Source organism: Stenotrophomonas sp. Marseille-Q4652, assembly GCF_916618915.1.
In the GTDB taxonomy this organism is placed as follows: domain Bacteria; phylum Pseudomonadota; class Gammaproteobacteria; order Xanthomonadales; family Xanthomonadaceae; genus Stenotrophomonas.
Genome location: NZ_CAKAKE010000001.1, coordinates 3,153,298 through 3,172,601, shown reverse-complemented (window position 1 = coordinate 3,172,601; position 19,304 = coordinate 3,153,298). Strand labels below are relative to the sequence as shown.

At 63.5% G+C, this 19,304-nt stretch carries 16 protein-coding genes; 1 reads left to right on the top strand and 15 read right to left on the bottom strand.

The window, feature by feature from the left end:
• Window positions 1–3: 3 nt before the first annotated feature.
• From LG380_RS15010 to LG380_RS14940, 15 genes are all read right to left on the bottom strand, one after another.
• The gene (locus LG380_RS15010) at window positions 4–354 is read right to left on the bottom strand and encodes a hypothetical protein (protein ID WP_225766192.1); all 351 of its coding nucleotides are present in this window, start codon (window positions 352–354) and stop codon (window positions 4–6) included.
• A gap of 31 nt (window positions 355–385) precedes the next feature.
• A complete protein-coding gene (locus tag LG380_RS15005; RefSeq protein WP_225766190.1) occupies window positions 386–2,155 on the bottom strand; it encodes an alkaline phosphatase family protein in 1,770 nt (589 codons plus the stop codon).
• A gap of 84 nt (window positions 2,156–2,239) precedes the next feature.
• Complete coding sequence (locus LG380_RS15000) at window positions 2,240–2,446, bottom strand: hypothetical protein (RefSeq protein WP_225766188.1); 207 nt, start codon at window positions 2,444–2,446, stop codon at window positions 2,240–2,242.
• A 253-nt stretch (window positions 2,447–2,699) separates the two neighbouring features.
• Window positions 2,700–4,364 (bottom strand): glycosyltransferase family 39 protein, encoded by a 1,665-nt coding sequence (locus LG380_RS14995; protein WP_225766186.1) that lies wholly within the window; start codon window positions 4,362–4,364, stop codon window positions 2,700–2,702.
• A complete protein-coding gene (locus LG380_RS14990) occupies window positions 4,361–4,753 on the bottom strand; it encodes a GtrA family protein (RefSeq protein ID WP_225766184.1) in 393 nt (130 codons plus the stop codon). Before LG380_RS14990 ends, LG380_RS14995 begins: the two co-directional genes overlap by 4 nt.
• 5 nt (window positions 4,754–4,758) lie before the next feature.
• Window positions 4,759–5,676, bottom strand: a complete 918-nt coding sequence (locus LG380_RS14985; RefSeq protein WP_225766182.1) for a glycosyltransferase family 2 protein — start codon at window positions 5,674–5,676, stop codon at window positions 4,759–4,761.
• Window positions 5,677–5,706: 30 nt separating this feature from the next.
• Window positions 5,707–6,168, bottom strand: a complete 462-nt coding sequence (locus LG380_RS14980; RefSeq protein ID WP_225766180.1) for a hypothetical protein — start codon at window positions 6,166–6,168, stop codon at window positions 5,707–5,709.
• Window positions 6,169–6,312: 144 nt separating this feature from the next.
• Window positions 6,313–11,160: a glycosyltransferase gene (locus LG380_RS14975; RefSeq protein WP_225766179.1), complete on the bottom strand. Its 4,848-nt coding sequence runs from the start codon at window positions 11,158–11,160 to the stop codon at window positions 6,313–6,315.
• A 17-nt stretch (window positions 11,161–11,177) separates the two neighbouring features.
• A complete protein-coding gene (locus tag LG380_RS14970; RefSeq protein ID WP_225766178.1) occupies window positions 11,178–12,542 on the bottom strand; it encodes an ABC transporter ATP-binding protein in 1,365 nt (454 codons plus the stop codon).
• Window positions 12,532–13,356: an ABC transporter permease gene (locus LG380_RS14965; protein WP_225766177.1), complete on the bottom strand. Its 825-nt coding sequence runs from the start codon at window positions 13,354–13,356 to the stop codon at window positions 12,532–12,534. The genes LG380_RS14970 and LG380_RS14965 overlap by 11 nt, the downstream gene beginning before the upstream one ends.
• Window positions 13,346–14,545 carry a cystathionine gamma-synthase gene (locus LG380_RS14960; RefSeq protein ID WP_225766176.1) on the bottom strand — a complete coding sequence of 400 codons (1,200 nt, stop codon included), beginning with the start codon at window positions 14,543–14,545 and terminating at the stop codon, window positions 13,346–13,348. Before LG380_RS14960 ends, LG380_RS14965 begins: the two co-directional genes overlap by 11 nt.
• A gap of 111 nt (window positions 14,546–14,656) precedes the next feature.
• Window positions 14,657–16,033 carry a pyridoxal-phosphate dependent enzyme gene (locus LG380_RS14955; protein WP_225766175.1) on the bottom strand — a complete coding sequence of 459 codons (1,377 nt, stop codon included), beginning with the start codon at window positions 16,031–16,033 and terminating at the stop codon, window positions 14,657–14,659.
• Between the two features lie 183 nt (window positions 16,034–16,216).
• The gene (locus tag LG380_RS14950) at window positions 16,217–16,435 is read right to left on the bottom strand and encodes a YdcH family protein (RefSeq protein WP_225766174.1); all 219 of its coding nucleotides are present in this window, start codon (window positions 16,433–16,435) and stop codon (window positions 16,217–16,219) included.
• Between the two features lie 323 nt (window positions 16,436–16,758).
• Entirely contained in the window at window positions 16,759–17,640 is an 882-nt protein-coding gene (locus tag LG380_RS14945) for a hypothetical protein (RefSeq protein WP_225766173.1), read from the bottom strand.
• Window positions 17,640–18,002: a DUF4398 domain-containing protein gene (locus LG380_RS14940; protein WP_225766170.1), complete on the bottom strand. Its 363-nt coding sequence runs from the start codon at window positions 18,000–18,002 to the stop codon at window positions 17,640–17,642. Before LG380_RS14940 ends, LG380_RS14945 begins: the two co-directional genes overlap by 1 nt.
• A 119-nt stretch (window positions 18,003–18,121) precedes the next feature.
• Here LG380_RS14940 and LG380_RS14935 point away from each other — a divergent pair, with 119 nt between their 5' ends.
• Window positions 18,122–19,249 carry a PilT/PilU family type 4a pilus ATPase gene (locus LG380_RS14935; protein WP_225766168.1) on the top strand — a complete coding sequence of 376 codons (1,128 nt, stop codon included), beginning with the start codon at window positions 18,122–18,124 and terminating at the stop codon, window positions 19,247–19,249.
• Window positions 19,250–19,304 lie beyond the last annotated feature (55 nt).

Genomic DNA, 19,304 nt, shown 5'->3' with positions numbered 1-19,304 from the left:
CACCTATTTGCACGGCACCGTCATCAGCGTGCGTCTCGCAAGCACGACGCCATTGGCGGACACCAGGGTCACGGTATAACCATCCTGCGCCCAGGCCGGAGCCTCCGCACTGCCCTTGGCACCACCAGCCTCCCAGAACTTGCGGGGTTGGCCAATATTGTTGATCTCAAGGGTCGCCTTTTGCAGGCCCAGCGGCGAGACATCCCAGATTACCCGGGTGGCCACGGGCGCCTCGCACTCGCGAACCACTTCGGGAACCATCGTCAGCTCAGCCTTGGCCGTGCACCCAGTCAAGACGATGGCGCTTACCAGCATAAGAAGAAGCCGGAGATCGGCAATCGATGCGAGGTTCATTCCAGCGCCTCCTCGAATTCACCATCCAGGTTCAGTACCGCGGCAGTCCTGATGCCGCGGAATACCGGTCGCTCCCGCAGGGGACCTGTTCCTTCCAATTTATGCCCAGCCCGTCCAATGAAACTGAAGTACGGGGCTCGATACCGGCACTGGACAGGATGTAGGCCGGCAACTGCCACGAATGCTGAGGCACGGCGGCACTCGGACCCGATGGTCGCTCGATGCCTTCAGCCACGACAGTCCAGGGCAGCAGTTGCAGATCTGTACCACCGCCGTTGGTGAATCCCATTGCAGACCAGGCTTCCGGCAGCCCAGGCAGGTGATCCCCGAAGAAGGCCAGTACAAACGGACGCCCTCGCTTGCGCATCTCCTGCAACAGCCGACCAAACTGCTCGTCTGCCTTGCTCACGTGATAAAGGTGGTTGCGTAGTGGCAGCTCCGCATCGCCTTGCAGGCTTGACGGAAGCTGGATGGCAGCCCATGCCGTGGGATCCTCCACTTCTGCCTTGTCATGGTACGGACCATGTGCCTGCATGCTGATCGCGAACACAAACTTGGGTTTGGCCGGTTCCTGCTCGAGTTCGCGCAGGACAATATCGGTCATGGTCTGGTCTGAATACCAACGCCCGTCCCGGAAAGCACCAGGCCACTTCTGGAATTCGCGCTCCGTAATGAATCGCTGGAATCCCATTCCGCGATAGGTCGTAGTCCGGTTCCAGAACGACCCGGCGTTGCCATGTACTGCAGAGGTGGCGTAGCCGTTCCTGGCGAGGAGGGCCGCCAATCCCGGCATCTGCTTGCGCTGCAGGTCAGCATAGGGATATTCCGTCGCCGGAAATGCTGCAAGCGGCATCGCAGTGAGCACCTCGAACTCGGTGCGCACCGTCCCTCCGCCGTACGTGGGAACCTTCATTCCCCCGCCATGCCCAAGCTCGATCTGATGGCGGAGATTGGGGATGATTTCGGGCATTGACGCCATCCCTTTGAGCATCCTCGGATCCACGAGGGACTCGCTCATGACGATGACGATGTCCGGCGCCACTTCGGGCGCGGAAGCCGAAGACAGGGCCTTTGCCCCACCCAGGTCGGCAACCAGCGACTTGAACGCTGGCATGTCCAGGATCCTGGGCATGTTCAAGATCTCGACATGCCTGTAAACGAGGCTGCTTATGAGTCCGGAGCGAAGGACGCCCAGAATATCTACCTGCTTGGAGGCGCGGACCTTCTCCTGGGTATACGCGGCGTTCCATGGCCACGCTGCATGCCAGAGGCATGCCGAGAGCAGCGCAACAAATACCTGCCAGCCCCAGCGCACCAAACGAGCGCGGGAGAACCAGGGCTTTTCGACAACCCAGGCAGCAACCAGCATGAAGACCGAGCCCAGACCGATTTGCCAGACTGGATACCCCTCGATATAGGCGCCAAACAACTGCGCGCTACCCGCGTCGAAACTGGTCAGGAAATACCTGTCCTGCAGATTGACAGGTGTTCCCAGCACGTCCAGCTTGATTGATGCGGCCACGTACAGCAGTACGTGGATCGAGCCAACCAACAACGCGGGGAACAAGAGACGGCGGGTGATGGCCCACAGGAGGAAGATCACCACGAGACCCGGCATTGCATTGCGCAACACACTACCGCTTGCCAGATAGGCGTTTCCCTCTACGTCAAGGGCCCAGCGGTCAAGGGCCCACAGCAGGAAAGGAAACGCGATTACTGCCGACACCGCCACTATCCTTGCTGCAACATTGGCCCAGCGGCCTGTGCATCCTTCCTGGATGCTCGATATCCTGCTTTTCATGCTTTTCCTCCCGCCGGCTGCCGGTGGGAACCCAGACACAGCACGACGCACAGCAGCCACCCAGATCTGGGCGGCAATGATACCTCAAGGTGTGATTACAAGAACCACTTCGTTTGATCGCTCGATGCGGTCGGGAAACCGCCGCTCCAGATAGATGTTCTTGGCGCCGGCATTGGCAAGGATGGAACCCTTCACCTTCGCAGTGGCAAGTCCGGGGACGCTCGCGCTTCCAGCCGCCGACCATCGATGGCGACTAAACAACATCATCGCCCGGATCACCTTCCAGCTCAACCAAATTGCGAAACCGCCCCCCGGCTGGGGACTGATCCGTTCACCTGACGGCACCGGTTTCCCGCCACATCCACCGGCCAGGCGATCGGCGTAAGCCTCCGCATCGCTCAGCGGAACGAATGGAAATAGATCACGCTGGAAGCCATCACCAGCCGCACCAACGTGTAGTTGTTGGCGTGGCTATCGATGGTTCCCTCAGCGTCGTGCGTCCCAGCAGGCGACCAGAGAGCGCTCCCGCCCCCGGTCATTGAGCTCATGGCTCGACGGTGGAAGTGGCTTTCGTTCCCAGTGCTCTCCGCCCGGTAAGCACATGGATACCTGGCTCTCCATCGCGGCGATCGATACGGTAAAGCTCGATGTCGATGATGCCAGCCTGCTCAAGCAGCTCGCGGTGGCGGCCCTCGTCTTCCTTCTTCCAGAAGGCCACGCGGACGTCGCGCATGGAAGCAGCATATTTCCCCAACGTGTGCTCGGTGAACTCGTTTTCGTAGGGGACACGATTCTCGGTGAGGAACGCGAACGGCATGAAGAAGCCCCAGTCTGGGAAGAACCACACGGATCTATCCTTCTCCGTGAGTGCGGCGCGTGACATTGCTGTCAGGGCATCGGTACTCATGCCGACGCCGCCAGTCCGGACCAACCGGTCATGGACGCGCCCCTGCTGGACGATGTTGACCGCGAACAATGCCGCGAGCAGTGCGACGGCCACGAAGACCTGCCAACGACCCCGCGGCAGCCGCAGGGAAATCCAGTACACGGCCAGACCGAGCAGGAGGTAACCAAGCGCCACCATCACGGTGAAGTGGTGGACCCAAAGGCGGGATCCGAACCAGCCGGCCACCGCGATGTAGATCACCGGCAGGGCAACACCGGCCAGGAGCACGCGGGCCAGGCGGGCGCGTTCACGCCACTCCACCCACGCACCCGCGGCACAAATGAGGGCCGCAGTGGCGACCAAGCCTGCGCGCCACGCAACCAGCCGCGAAGACACTTGTTCGTTGACCATCATCAGTTCGTTGCCCACGCCGGCAAGCCCCAGCCGCGTGTGCAACAAGGCACTGCTCACGCCTTCCGTGTACGTGGCGCTACCTTCGGTAGGCTTGAGCCCGCCCAGCGAGTTGCGCATCCACTCGATGAATGGTTCGAAGCCGCCCACCGCGACCGCCAGTTCCACGTAGCCGACCACATACGGGAGCATGCCGAAGACAAAACCCAGGCCCCAGGTCATCAGTCGCGCGAACATCCCATCCCGCCCTGGCCCCAGCACCGCCAGGGCGAGGACGGGCGGCACGAAGAACAGGAAAACGAAGTAGCCGTAGACCGCCAGACCCAGGCACACCCCCGACAGGAAAAGCATTGCGCGGGAAGGCAGCTCGCTGGTATGAGATCGCACCGCCAGGTAGAAGCCCAGCATCATCCACGCCTGTCCGGCCAGGATGATGTAGCCCTGTGTACGGAAGGATCCGAGGAAGGCCATGTCGCTGGCGAGGGCAACGGCCATCGCCGTTGCAAGCGCGGGCCTGGATGTCGTGCGACGAAGCACCAGCCACAGCAGGAGGACGATCGCCGCCCCGAAGATCGCGTGGGTGACGCGTGCTGAGGTAACCGACATCCCCATGATGCCGTACGTCAGCACGCCGACGTAAAGCGTCTGCATACCGTGGTACAGGTTCCCAAGCAACGGTAACGGACGCCCTGGGATCAACCAGACGGGATTCTGTAGTTCGGGGTTGAAGAAACGTGCGACCAGGTAATCCGGATTGATCGCGTCCATGTACAGGCCCGGCAACTCCACGTTGCGCAGGACGCATGCCCAGAACACGACGAGTGCGATCAGCAGGCCGACCTGCCCACGCGAAAGACGCGAGAAAGCCTCTCGCCATCCAGCTCCAAGACCCATTGGTACGTCCTCATTCATCGACGCTGGAAAACATATCGCTTGGCCAGCAGGAAATTCACCAGCAAGCCTGCGACGGATCCGGCAGCAACCCCCAGCATGGGCCACTGCCTTACCAACGGAACAGCCCAGACCAGTACGGCGTAAACGGCGAAGTTGACCGTGAAACCGCCAAGCTGCGAAACAACGTACCGCAGCCATTCGACGGCCAGGGCCTGTCCGCGTCCCGCCGCTGCGGAAAAGGTGATCGAGCGATTGAACAACCAGGTCGTGGTGACCGCGGCGAGGAAAGACACCAGCCGCGCCAAGTATGGATCGACATCCAGCCAGCCGGCCAGCAATTGCACGAGGCCAGCGTCAACAAGGAACGCCAGGCCGCCGGCAATACAGAACAGCGCGAATTGACGCACGACGACTAGCGTGGGCCCGGATAGCGCAGGTAGGCGAGCATCTTGGCCTCGCGCCGCCCACGCGTAACGGTATCCAGTACCAGCCCGATCATGCCACTGAGCAGGCCGGTCAGCATGATGCCCGTAGCCAGCAACGCGGTGGGAAGACGGGGCACCAGCCCGGTGTCCATGTATTCCATCATCACCGGCACCATGAGCACCAGCGAGGTCATGGCCAGGACGGCGCCGATAACACCGAAGAACACCAGCGGTCGTTCAGCGCTGAACAGGCGGAGCATTGTCCGGAGGATGCGGAACCCGTCCTTGTAGGTGCTCAGCTTGCTGAAGGAACCTTCCGGACGCTCCTTGTAGGGGGTCTCGACCTCGCCCACGGACATCTTCATCTCCAGCGCATGCACGGTGAGCTCGGTTTCGATGTCGAACCCCGCGCTCAGCACCGGGAACGACTTGACGAACCTGCGCGAGAACGCGCGGTAGCCCGTCAGGATGTCTGTGCAGTTGCGGCCGAAAAGCCAGCTCAGGAAGCCGGTCAGCATCCGGTTGCCCCACGCGTGCCCAGCCCGGTAGGCAGCCTGCACATCGGTGGCCTTGCGCACGCCGACCACCATGTCGTGGCCGCCGGAGACCAGGCAATCCACCAGCGCCTGGGCGCTGGCGGCGTGGTAGGTGTCGTCGCCGTCGACCATGATGTATACATCCGCCTCGACATCGGCGAACTGACGGCGAACCACATGCCCCTTGCCCTGCAAGGTCACGCGCCGTACCAGTGCCCCCTCACGGGCGGCGATCTCACCGGTTCCGTCTTTTGAGTTGTTGTCGAACACCCAGATTTCGGCATCGGGAAGTGCCTTGCGGAAATCCCGCACCACCTGGGGAATCGCGACAGCTTCGTTGTAACAGGGAACCAGTACGGCAACGCGCATAGGATAAATCCAAGGTTTGGAGACGCCTGCTTACTGGCAGGGCAGACCGGCGACCTGGTATGCGACCAGCTCCTTGCCGGCGGTGTCCTTGACCACGAAGCGGGTGCCCTCGTAGACCCAGTTGCCGGTTTCCGCCTCGCCCTTCAGGCCACCCTTGGCGAACAGCTTGCCTTCGGCCTGGCCCGGGCCAATCACGTAAACCTCGACCATGGAACCTACGGACTCGTCCTCGATCTTCCAATTCACCTTCGAGGCGACCTTGTCGCGGCCGGCGCACTGGAACACTTCACCCGGGGCAACCGTCAGCCCGTACGGGCCTTCCTGGGCCGAGCCTTCCTTGCCAATCGCGGCCACGGCCGGGGCGGTGTCAACCGGCGCGGAGGAAGAAGCGGCCTCCGCAGGCGTTTCGGGGGTATCAGACGGCTGCTTGCCACAACCCGCCAGCACCACGGCGGAGAGGAGCAACAGGGAAGATGCCTGCATGAACTTCATTTGAGTTCTCCTGGGAAAACCTGGTTGTTTCTATGGGGCCCCTGCCGGACGGATTCCGGCGGGGGAAATTGGGGGGGATAGAGCAAGCCCGCTTGGGGCGGACAGCGCGCAAGAATACAACAGTTCGATCAACTGCGCTGCCGATCAATGGGCAGAAGGCGGGCCACCAATTGATTCATCCAGCACCCTGCCCAGTGCCTGGACCGAATAATTGGCCGCAATGAACTCGGTGGAAGCTTTCGAAATCCTCCGCCAGTGCGCGTCGTCTTCCAGCAACAGGCAGATTTCGGCAGCCAGTACCTCGGCATCCATCGAATATGGCACGAAGGCAGCTGCCGCCAGACCCTGCACGCCGACCGGAGTCGTCACCATGGGTACGCCGTGGCGCATGCTTTCAAGCACCTTGCCCTTCATGCCGCCACCGAACCGCAACGGCGCCGTCGCGACCCGGCAACGCTCGTAATAGCCAGCCAGCACTTCATCGCTGACGTAACCGGTCACCTGCACCTGGTCGTTGGCGAGCTCCCGGACCTCGGCAGCCGGGTTCGACCCGACCAGGTGGAGGCGGACCTGCGGGTGGGTCTGCCGGACCCGGGGCAGGATCTCGCGGACCAGCCAGCAGGCCGCGTCGACGTTCGGCGGGTGGGCGAAACCGGCAACGAACAGGATGTCCTGCCGGGTCGCAAGCGTCTGCGAGAGGTCGCCGGCCACATCGGTATAACCATAAAGCGGAACCGTCTTGGCAATGGCGCGCACCCCGTTGGCCCCCAGCCACGCCTTGACGTGTGCGGTCTCCTCGTCGGATGGATACAGCACGACATCCGCCGCGCGCCACATCGACCATTCCTGCTCACGGGTTCGTTCCATGTCCGCCTGCAGTTGCGGGTCGGGCGACAACGCCAGTTGCTGCAGCATGCGCAGGTGATGCACGTCGTGGCCGTAATAGACCAACTGCGCGGAACTGTGCTCGCGCAACGGCTCGACGTAGCCCACCGAAATGTGCGGGCGATTGAGGATGACAACGTCCAGATGGCGGCCATTCTCCTTCGCCCACTCCGTGAAACGGCCCACGTACTCACCGCCGTGCATGACCTCCACGCCCATCCTCTGTAACGCCGGCGCATAGTTGGGATCGAAATACAGGTTGTCCGGCCAGAACTTCACGTTGTGGCCCTTGGACACCAGTTGCTGGAGCACCTGCCACGTGGCGCGCGAGCCCGCATCGCGGTCCGGCTGCGGCACGTAGTGGTCGACCACCAGCACGGTCTTTTTCTTGAACTGGCCGCGGTCCCTGGCGAGGAACACGTTTTCCGCGTTCGGGAAGTGCCCGTCCTCGAGCACGTTGCGCCAGCGCTCCAGGAACTTCTCGCCATTGGTGACCTGGTAGGCCTTGATCCCGCTACCTTCGTCGGTACCGTTGGAGACACCTTCGTAGTGGACCACCACCGAGGAAGGCTGCATGTAGACCTGGTATCCCGCCGCACGTACGCGGAACGCGATATCAGTGTCCTCGTAGTACGCAGGCACGTAGTGCTCGTCGAATCCGCCCAGCTGGTCCCACAGCTCACGGGGCAGCATGATCGACGCACCGGAGACATAGTCCACGGTCTTCAGATAGCCATAGAGGGCCCGGGAAGGATCATCCAGCCGGCCAAAGTTCCAGGCGCTGCCATCGCACCAGACGATACCGCCCGCTTCCTGCAGCCGCCCATCCGGATAGATCAGCTTCGATCCGACCAGGCCGGCGTCGGGCTTCTCGGCAAACGCCTGCAGCAGCCCTTCCAGCCAGCCTGCCATCACCTGGGTATCGTTGTTCAGCAGGCATACGTATTTGCCACGCGCCAGCTTTACGGCCGCGTTGCAAGAACGCAGGAAGCCAAGGTTCTCCGGGTGTTCGCGGTAACGAAGGCCGGGCACCTGTGCCAGCGAACCGATCTCCGGGTCGCCCGAGGCGTCCTCGACCACGATGATTTCGTACGCGACGCTGGCCGAGACCGTGTCAACGATCGAGCGCACCGCGGCAGCCGTGTATCCAAGATTGCCGTAGGCCGGGATGATGACCGAGACCACCGGATTGTCGAACACTGGGACCGAAATGCCGGCGATCGCCTCGGCAGGCGCCTGCTCCTGCGGATTCTCCACCGCCAAGCAGGCAGGCGGCAGCGGACCCACCTCGGAGCGACGCATCAGCCAGCGCTTGACCGGCGTGCGAAGTGGCTCGAGGATCCGGACCCGCGCCAGGCCCGAGCGCCGCAGCGACTGCAGGACCGAGCCCCATTCACCGCGGGCCAGCCGACCCGCCAGGCGGAACGGCCTGGTCAGCGCCCACGAACGGGAATTCACCACCTGCGAAAGCTGGGCCTCGAGTTCGCGGCTTGCGCGCCGGGCCTCTTCCAGTTCGCGGAGCAGGCGCTCCTGCTGGCCCTGCTGCTCGACACGCTGGCTGGTCACCTCGACCGCGATTGCATCCAGGGATCCGCGGGTCGCGTCGCGTTGCTCCTGCATTTCCTGCCGGATCCGAGCCAGCTCTTCGCGGATCTCGTGCCCCCAACTTTCCATTTCCTGCTCCTGCGCCTGTTTGGCCAGGGTGAGCGCGGCAAGGTTCTGTTCGAGATCCCTGACCTGCAGCCCCCGCTCCTGGTACTGTTCCCTCAGTGCCGCCAACTGGACTCCCGAGGAAGTCGCCAAGTTTACGGAATTTTCATAGTCTTGCTGTAGCGCAGCAAAGCTCTCGCGCAATGCGCGGAGCTCCTCATCCAGTCCGCGCGCCCACTCGGTGCGCTGTTCGAATTCGGCGCGGAGATGGTCATGGGCCACGCGCAGCGTTGCGAGCTCCGAGTCGAGCCTCTTGGCCCAGGCCACCTTCTCATTGTACTCAGCCTGAAGGCGACCGTGTACGCCGCGCAGTTCAGCCAAGGCCACATCCAGATCCTTGGCCCAAGCTGCCTTCTGATCGTACTCGGCCTGTAGGCGGCCATGCTCGCCGCGCAGCTGGGACAGCGTCGCATCCAGCTCCTTTGCCCAAGCGACTTTCTCGTCGTATTCAGCCTGAAGGCGACCGTGTACGCCGCGCAGTTCAGCCAAGGCCACATCCAGATCCTTGGCCCAAGCTACCTTCTGATCGTACTCGGCCTGTAGGCGGCCATGCTCGCCGCGCAGCTGGGACAGCGTCGCATCCAGCTCCTTTGCCCAAGCGACTTTCTCGTCGTATTCAGCCTGAAGGCGACCGTGTACGCCGCGCAGTTCAGCCAAGGCCACATCCAGATCCTTGGCCCAAGCTACCTTCTGATCGTACTCGGCCTGTAGGCGGCCATGCTCGCCGCGCAGCTGGGACAGCGTCGCATCCAGCTCCTTTGCCCAAGCGACTTTCTCGTCGTATTCAGCCTGAAGGCGACCGTGTACGCCGCGCAGTTCAGCCAAGGCCACATCCAGATCCTTGGCCCAAGCTACCTTCTGATCGTACTCGGCCTGTAGGCGGCCATGCTCGCCGCGCAGCTGGGACAGCGTCGCATCCAGCTCCTTTGCCCAAGCGACTTTCTCGTCGTATTCAGCCTGAAGGCGACCGTGTACGCCGCGCAGTTCAGCCAAGGCCACATCCAGATCCTTGGCCCAAGCTACCTTCTGATCGTACTCGGCCTGTAGGCGGCCATGCTCGCCGCGCAGCTGGGACAGCGTCGCATCCAGCTCCTTTGCCCAAGCGACTTTCTCGTCGTATTCGGCCTGAAGGCGCCCATGCGTGTCGCGCAGCTCAGCCAGCGACGCATCGAGATCCTTTGCCCATGCCACCTTTTCCTCGTAGTCGCGCTGGAGGCGCCCATGCCCCTCGCGCAACTCGTTGATTTGCTCATCCAACTGCGTTGCCCAAGCCACGCGCTCGGCATGCTCCTGCTGGAGTTCACCATGCGCCTCCCTGAGCCCGGCCAGCTCCGCGTCGAGTTGCCGCGCCCACTCCGTACGCTCGGCATGCTCCGCATGCATATCCATTAACTGTTGGCCCAATGCATCCAGCTGCTCGTTAAGAGACACGATCAGCTCGCCACGGGTGACAACCTCTTGGTTGGATGCAAACAGCTCCTGTTCCACCGCCTCGCGCGCCAGACGCTCGCTGGCTTCCAAGCGCGCGAATCCCTCCAGCGCATCGCCGTAGAGAACGGCCGCTTGCTCAAGCTGCCGCCTAAGCGTTGGCAGCTCATTCCACGGACTGGGGCTTCGCATCGCATCGAACATTGCCCGGGGCAATGCCCATTCAGGCGCCGCATCGGGGACCGCCCGGTGATGCCGATCCCCCCGGGAAACAAACCCTGCCAAAGCCAAGGTATTGGCAGCCGTTGGCTCGGACACCAGCGTGCCCAAGCTCGCCAGTGCGCCTCTCAGCGTTTCATCAGGGCTTTCCAGAAGATCTTCGTAAGGCACGACAGTGCGGGGCATGGCCCGGGTGGCCTCTTCCGCGTCCAGTAGGTGCTCCATCCAAAGCAGTCGCGACAACCCCTCAGGCCAGTCATTCCGGACAAGAAGCGAGGCCGCAACCTCCTGTGGATGGCGCAGCACAAAAAGGCCGACAGGATCCACGCCCATTCGCTCCAGAACTGGAAGCCACAACGGCAGCATCCGGCACATCCGCGGATCCTTCACTGCCCACAGCTCGCATCCTGAGAACTCCTGCCGCAGGAGGGCTTCCAACTCGACAGCGGCCTGCCTGGCTGCCGCCGTCTCCAACCAGTTCCCAGGCATCCTCCGAGGGTCGTTCCATGATCTGCCGAGCTCTGCCAGCAGCCGATCGTGGATGGCGACGACCTCGGCATGCTCCCAGAAACCCTTCGGGTTGTCCGCCGCAGGCTTCATCAGTTGCGAGCCCAGTTCCACTCCGTAATAGCGGAGCGCCCCTGTCACTGCGGAGGTGCCGCTGCGGTGCATCCCGAGCACAAGGATCGCCCGTGCGCGCCTGGCCGGATTTCCGGGGTGTTGCTGGCCTTGGCTTGCTTCATTGACCACAGCTTGTTCTCCGAGACTCAACCTGCCGCGCTTCTGGCCCGCACAGTAGGATCAATACTGAAATCCACCATGCCCGTTGCCAGCCGATCGGGACGCGAAAGAACGCGGAACATCACCGCGTCGACGATCCGGGCCATGTACTTTTCTTCATCACCTACGATCGAAACCACCCCTGCGTTTAGGAAGTAAACGCCTGCCTCCATCGCCGTACGGAAGCGGTACCGGACTTCGACCACGGTGCCTGCTGCAAAGTATTCATGGGAGCGCTGGGCAGTAGTGGAGACGCCCCCCCCGAGATCCAGGCCGCGCATCGTACGGATCATCATGCCGAACCGCACCGCGGCGGCCGCCGTATCGAAGTGAACCTCATAGGCGTAGACATACTCGGCGCCACCGGCCAGCACATTGACCCGTCGCCCGTCCAGCGTGAGCAAGCGCGGCGCGACGATCTGGCACCCCAATGAGGGGTAGACCACGGCAGTGGTCGACACCAGTCCGGGATCCAAGTATGCCTCGTCCTCGGCACGCACCACCTCGATGCTGCGCCCCGGCTCCGCGTCCGGCTGGGACGCTTGCCCGCCACTGTCCGGCGCCTCCTCCTTTGCAGGGTCCGCCGCCGCAGCGTAAATCATCTTGTGGTAGGCCGATACGATCGGCTTCGGATCCCCCTGGGCCATCAATCTGCCTTTGTCGATCCAGAGAGCCCTATTGCAGACCTCGATCACATGGCTGGCTGAGTGGGAAACGAACAGCACCGTAGTGCCGCCTTCCCTAAGTGATTGGATCTTCAGGTTACATTTGCGCTGGAACGCTTCGTCCCCAACAGACAGAGCCTCGTCCACCACCAGGATTTCTGGCTCTACATGCACGGCAACAGCAAACGCCAAACGCATGTACATGCCACTGGAATAGTTCTTGACCGGCTGATTGATGAAGGATCCGATATCGGCAAAAGCCAAGACCTGGTCGTAGCGCGCCTCCATCTCGGCGCGGCTTACACCCAGCACCGCCCCGTTGAGAAACACGTTCTCAGCACCGGTCAGCTCAGGGTTAAAACCCGCCCCAAGCTCCAGAAGCGCAGCAATGCGGCCGTTTACCTGGACTTGGCCTTCCGAAGCCCCCAAGGTTCCGCAAATGATCTGCAGCAACGTGGACTTGCCTGCACCATTACGCCCGACGATCCCCACCTGTTCACCCTTCCTGACTTGGAAAGTGACATTCCTGAGGGCCCAGAACTCGCGGAAGAACTGACGCTCCTGCAGCCCTATTGTCCTCGCCAGACGCGGCAGGAAGAACTGTTTAAGCCGGTCCGAAGGGCGCTCATAAAGGTGATAGCACTTGCCGACATTCTCGGCTTGGATCGCAAACTCATCACAGGACATCGGCAAATCCCTTTCGCGTCTTCTGAAACAGCCAGAATCCGGCCCATGCCACCAAAATGCTCGAGAGAAGCGAGGCCAAGAAGCCCATTAGATCGGGCAAGCGGCCAAAGACCAGCACGCCACGCGCCATCTCGACCACGTATCCAACCGGGTTCAGCATGATGAGCTCCCGAGCGCCCTCTGGCACCGCCTCGATCGGGTAGAAGATGGGCGAGAGGAACAACAGTCCGGTCACTACTACCCCGACCACCTGCCCTACGTCACGCAGGTACACCCCCAAGGCAGCTAGGCCCCAGCTTGCACCCAACGTCCCAAATGCAAGCGGAAGGATGACCACCGGCAACAGAAACGCGGTCGGCGGCGGAGGGCCGATCAAGATCCAGGCGGCAACCAGCCAGACCAGCATGCTCACCATGAAGTGGAACACAGCACCACAAAGGACGATGACAGGCAGCAGCTCCAGCGGAAATACCACCCGCTTCACATAGTTGGCATTGCTGACGATCAGCCCTGGCGCCCGGTTCAGGCATTCCGAGAGCACAGTAAATACCGCCAAGCCGGCAAACAACACCACGGCAAACTGGGCCTTGTCCCCGCTACCGGTCGTACCCCACCGCGCCTGGAAGACTACGGCGAACACGAAGGTGTAAACGGACAGCATCAACAGTGGGGTGATCGCCATCCACGCAACACCCAGCAGGGAGGATCGATACCGCCCGGCTATTTCCTGCCACGCTAGTTGGCGGACCAGTCCGCGATTGCGCACCAGCGTGGAAACGAGGGCAATCGGCGTGCTCGGGTGCTTATCGGTCATTTGCTGTTGCATGGGCAAGTGTTGCCGCCAAATCGGCCTCGAGATCGAAGGAATCCTCCACCCCCACGCTCAACCGCACCAGGGCATCGCTAATGCCGAGCTGGTCGCGGCGCTCGACCGGGATAGAGGCGTGGGTCATCACTGCCGGGTGGTTGACCAGGCTCTCCACCCCGCCCAGCGATTCAGCCAGAGTGAACAGCTCGGTCTTCTCGCAGAACGCCTTGGCAGCGGCAAACCCGCCCTTGACGACGATCGACACGATGCCACCGAAGCCGTCCATCTGGCGCTTGGCCAGCGCATGCTGCGGGTGCGACTCCAGCCCCGGGTAGATCACCTTCTCCACCGCCGGATGCGACTGCAGCCACTGGGCCAGCGCCTGGGCGTTGGCGCAGTGCGCCTTCATCCGCAGCGGCAGAGTCTTCAGGCCACGCAGGGCGAGGAAGGAATCGAACGGCCCCTGCACGCCACCGATCGAGTTCTGCAGGAACGCCATCTGCTCGGCCAGCTCGGCGTTGTCACCGACCACGACCATGCCGCCGACCATGTCCGAATGGCCGTTGAGGTACTTGGTGGCCGAATGCAGCACCAGGTCCGCCCCCAGCTCCAGCGGCCGCTGCAGCATCGGCGAGGCGAAGGTGTTGTCCACCACCACGATCAGGCCATGGCGCTTGGCGATGCCGACAACCGCGGCAATGTCCACGATCTTCAGCATCGGGTTGGTGGGGGTTTCGATCCACACCATCTTCGTCTTCGGCGTGATCGCCGCTTCGAACGCGGCCGGATCGGTCAGGTCGACGAAGCTGAAATCCAGCCCGGCGGTACGGCGGCGCACACGCTCGAACAGACGGAAACTGCCACCGTAGATGTCATCCATCGCCACCACGTGGCTGCCGGCATCCAGCAGCTCGATCACAGTCGAGCTGGCCGCCATGCCGGAGGCGAACGCAAAGCCGCGACTACCGCCTTCCAGCGCCGCCACGCAACGCTCGTAGGCGAAGCGCGTCGGGTTGTGCGTACGCGAGTACTCGAAGCCCTGGTGCTCGCCCGGGCTGGACTGCGCGTAGGTCGAAGTGGCATAGATCGGCGGCATTACTGCGCCGGTGCTGGGATCGGGCGACTGGCCGCCGTGGATCGCCAGCGTGCCCAGGGCCAGTTCGCGGCCCTTGGCGTGGTTGGAGGGGTCGGACATGTTATTGATCCTGCAGGGCGGCGCCCGAAGGGCGCCAATTGGTAAGGGTCGGGAGTCTAGCAGCGGGGCCTTAACGTTCTTTGACGTGCGACCGGGCTCACAACGCCCGGATCACTGCACTCGACGACGCAGGTAGTTCAGCAGGTCGATCCGGGTGATCAGGCCGAGGAAGGTGTCGCCGTCGGTGATGATCGCGACCTGGCCGCGGTCGAACACCGGCAGCAGCGCCTCGATCGGCGACTTGACGTCCAGCTTCTCCAGCTTGCTGACCATCGCCACCGAGACCGGGTCGCGGAAGCGGGCTTCGTCACCGTAGACATGCAGCAGCACGTCGCTCTCGTCGATGATGCCGACCAGCTGCTCGCCGTCCATCACTGGCAGTTGCGAGACGTCGTAGAGCTTCATTCGCTGGTAGGCGGTGGTCAGCAGGTCCGTCGGGCTTACCACCACCGTGTCGCGCTGGCTGTAGGGACGCAGGATCAGGTCGCGCAGGTCGCCATACTGCTTACGCTCCAGGAAGCCGTTGTCCAGCATCCAGTAGTCGTTGTACATCTTGGACAGGTACTTGTTGCCGGTATCGGGCACCAGCACCAGCACCTTCTTCGGCGTGGTCTGCTCGCGGCAGTACTTCAGCGCCGCGGCCAGCAGGGTCCCGGTCGAGGAACCTCCGAGGATGCCCTCCTTGCCCAGCAGCTCGCGCGCGGTGTGGAAGCTCTCCGCATCGCTGATCGCATAGGCCTTGGTGACCCGGCTGAAATCGGAGATGCCCGGCAGGAAGTCCTCGCCGATGCCTTCCACCAGCCAGCTGCCGGACTTGTCGTTGAGCGTGCCCTCGTTGATGTACTCGGCAAGGATCGACCCCACCGGGTCGGCAAGGATGATCTCGGTATTAGGCGAGGCGGTGGCCAGCGCGCGGCTCAGGCCGGTCATCGTGCCCGAGCTGCCGCAACCCACGACGATCGCATCCACGCCGCCGACCTCGGCCATCTGCGACAGCATTTCCGGGCCGGTGCCGAACTCGTGCGCGGCCGGGTTGTCCGGATTGCCGAACTGGTTGATGAAGTACGCGCCCGGGGTGCGGTCGGCGATGGTCTTGGCCAGGTCCTGGTAGTACTCCGGATGGCCCTTGGCCACGTCCGAACGGGTCAGCACCACCTCGGCGCCCATGGCCTTGAGGTTGAAGATCTTCTCCCGGCTCATCTTGTCCGGGACCACGAGGATCAGCTTGTAGCCCTTCTGCTGGGCCACCAGGGCCAGGCCCAGGCCGGTATTGCCGGCAGTACCCTCGACCAGGGTTGCACCCGGCTTGAGGTCACCCCGCTTCTCGGCCGCCTCGATCATCGACAGGCCGATGCGGTCCTTGATCGAACCGCCGGGGTTGGCGCTTTCCAGCTTCAGGTAAACCTCGCACACACCGGTATCCAGGCGCTGGGCCTTGACGATGGGAGTCTGCCCGATGAGTTCGAGGACGGAGGAATGGATGGCCATGTTCACATCTGGATGTCGCGCCGCTGCGCGGCCGGACCGGCAATTATCCGATGGATGGCGGGGAAAGTCAGGCGAAGGCCGGGGAATACAGCGTCCGGCCGGGAAGAGCGTCTCGGGCGACGGCGACCGACGAGGAGGTCGCCGCCGCCCGCGACGGCTGAAACAGTCAGGGGGAGGAATGGATCAGTGCGGCTTGGTGTCGTAGATCCGTAGCAGCTTCTGCTTGGCCAGCAGTTTTTCGCGTTTCATCTGCCCCAGCGTGACGTCGTCGATGGGAAGTACCCCGAGTTCGGCGTCCATGCATTTCTTGTCCAAGGTGCGGTGGCGCTGGTAGAGCTGCTTGAACTCGGGATTGGACTTCATCAATGCCTCGATTTCGCTCTGGGATTGCCCTTCGAACATGATCTGCCTCCTTCGGCTGAAAACACGAACGCCCCGGCCTTTCGGCACGGGGCGTCAACAAGCACGCAGGAGCGGACCACGGGCTGCGGGAGCCTCGGCCCCCACGTCGGCGGCCCTGGGGGCCACCAGATCACCACGTGCCACAGACTTCATTGGCCCGGTCCTCCTGCGTACCGGGCAGCGGAGTTGCTGCCCGGACAATTGACCCTACGCCTGGCCGGAAGTTCCTTCAAGCCTCAAAACACGGCAGATCCGGTATTGCGTGACGGCCGTTCAGCGGACTACGGAAACCAACAAAAATCTAACAAAAACAAACGCTTGAATTACGGCGCGACGATGATCTCGGCCGAGCGCGCCTTGGTCGAGGCGCCCTTGTTGCCGGCGACCTGCAGGCGGCTGGCACTCACGCCGGCAGCCACCAGCGCATCGCGCAGGGTCTCGGCACGACGTTGGCCGACACCGGCAGCGCTGTCCCAGGCCTCGATCCGGACCCGGCCCTTGCGACCGATGTTCAGGTACTCGGCCAGCGCCTTGACCTGGTTGCGGGCACCGGCCGACAGCGTCGCGTTGCCCGAGCCGAACGCATCGCCCGCCAGGGTGAAGACCTCGCCGCGGTTGTCGAACCTGGCCGCCGGCAGCTTGTGGCCGGACACCAGCTCGGCTTCCTCGCGGGCCAGCTTGGCTGCGTTCTGCTGCGCCGCGCTGAGCCGCTGCTGCTGCTTGCCGGCCACGCTGCTCAGGGCGTTCTCGGCGTCCTGGCGGGCCAGCAGTTCGGCTTCGGCCGCCAGGCGCAGGCGCTCGGCTTCCTCGGCCTGGATCTGCGCCTGCACGCGCAGGCGCTCGGCTTCCTGGCGGGCCCGGGCGGCATCACGGCGGCTGGCTTCGATCAGCAGCTCGGCGCGGGTGCGGTCCAGCCGCTCGACCTCGTTGCGGGCCACCGCGGCGCGGGCGGTGGTTTCGGCGATCTCCACCCGTCGGTCGGCCAGGTAGCGGGCCTGGTCCAGTTCCTTGCGCTTGGCCTTGGCCAGCGCTTCGACGGCCTGGCGGGCCTGCAGGCGTTCATAGGCGGCCACGTTGGCAGTCTGGAAGTCGGCGTCCAGCACGGTCAGGCGCTGGCGCAGCACGGCCACCGCCGGGTCTTCGGCGGCACGGGCGGCCGCGGGCAGGGACAGCAGCAGGCACAGGGCCAGGATCGAGGTACGCATCAGCGGCCCTCCCCGTCGGCCAGGCTGCGCTGCAGCTGTTCGACCTCGGAACGGCGCTGGCGCAGCTCTGCGTTGGCCACGGCCTCCTCGCTCTGGGCCCGGGCCAGGTCGGCATCGGCGGCGGCCCGCAGGGCCATGGCCGGGGCCTGCTTGCGCTCGCGGCGGTCCAGGGCGGCGCGCTGGGCCTGTTCCAGCCCGTGGCGGGCCTGGGCCAGCAGCTCCGGGGAATACTGGTCGGCGTCGGCCTGGACCGCGCGGTCCACCGATTGCCGGGCCGACGCCAGCTCCAGGGCAGCGTCCTGTGCCAGAACCGGGGTGGAGAGCACGGATAGCAACATCACCGCATACAGGGAGTTACGCATTTGTGCGAAGCTAGGATTCATTAGGGGAGCCGTGGCCAGAGGGTCTGTGCGCGGCCATTGTCGGAAGCCTGCGGAGTGCTTGCAACGGTACTTCGCTGATTGTTGGGGAAACATTGCGCATGGATATCGGCTACTTCCTGAAGCTGATGACCGAGAAGAACGCCTCGGACATGTTCCTGACCACGGGAGCACCGGTCTACATCAAGATCGAGGGCAAGCTGTATCCGCTGGGCAATACCGGCCTGCCGCCGGGCATGGTCAAGAAGATCGCCTACTCGCTGATGGACGAGGGCCAGGTGCCGCAGTTCGAGCGTGACCTGGAGCTCAACATGGCCATCGCCCTGGCCGACGCCGGGCGCTTCCGCGTCAACGTGTTCAAGCAGCGCGGCGAGGTCGGCATGGTGATCCGTGCGATCAAGAGCCGGATCCCGTCCATCGAGGAGCTGAACCTGCCGCAGGTGCTCAAGGACGTGATCATGACCCCGCGCGGCCTCGTCCTGGTGGTCGGCTCGACCGGCTCGGGCAAGTCGACCTCGCTGGCGTCGATGATCGACCACCGCAACAGCACCTCGACCGGCCACATCCTCACCATCGAGGATCCGATCGAGTTCCTGCACAAGCACAAGATGTCCATCGTCAACCAGCGCGAGGTCGGCCTGGACACCCATGCCTTCCACAACGCGCTAAAGAACGCGATGCGCGAGGCGCCGGACGTGATCCTGATCGGCGAGATCCTCGACGCCGAGACCATGGAGGCGGCCATCGCCTTCGCCGAAACCGGCCACCTGTGCCTGGCGACGCTGCACTCCAACAACGCCGACCAGACCATCGAGCGCATCCTCAACTTCTTCCCGGAAAGCGCGCACAAGAACGTGCTGATGAACCTGGCGCTGAACCTGCGCGCGGTCATCTCCCAGCGTCTGGTCAAGGGCAAGGACGGACGCCGCCTGCCGGCCACCGAAGTGCTGCTGAACACGCCGATGATCCGCGACCTGCTGCGCCGCGGCCAGATCCACGAGATCAAGCAGGCGATGGAGGAATCGCTGGAGGAAGGCATGGAGACCTTCGACCAGTGCCTGTTCCGCATGGCCAAGGCCGGCACCATCGAGCAGGAGGAGGCGCTGCGCGCGGCCGACTCGCGCGATGGCCTGGCCTTGAAGTTCCGCCTGTCCGAAGGCGCTTCCGGCGAACACGACCCTTACGCCGACTACACCAGCGCCTCGCCGACCATCACCCACGGCTTCTGAGCCCGGAGCCGCTGGATGATCCCCACACCGCCGGGCATTGCCCGGCGGTGCTGTT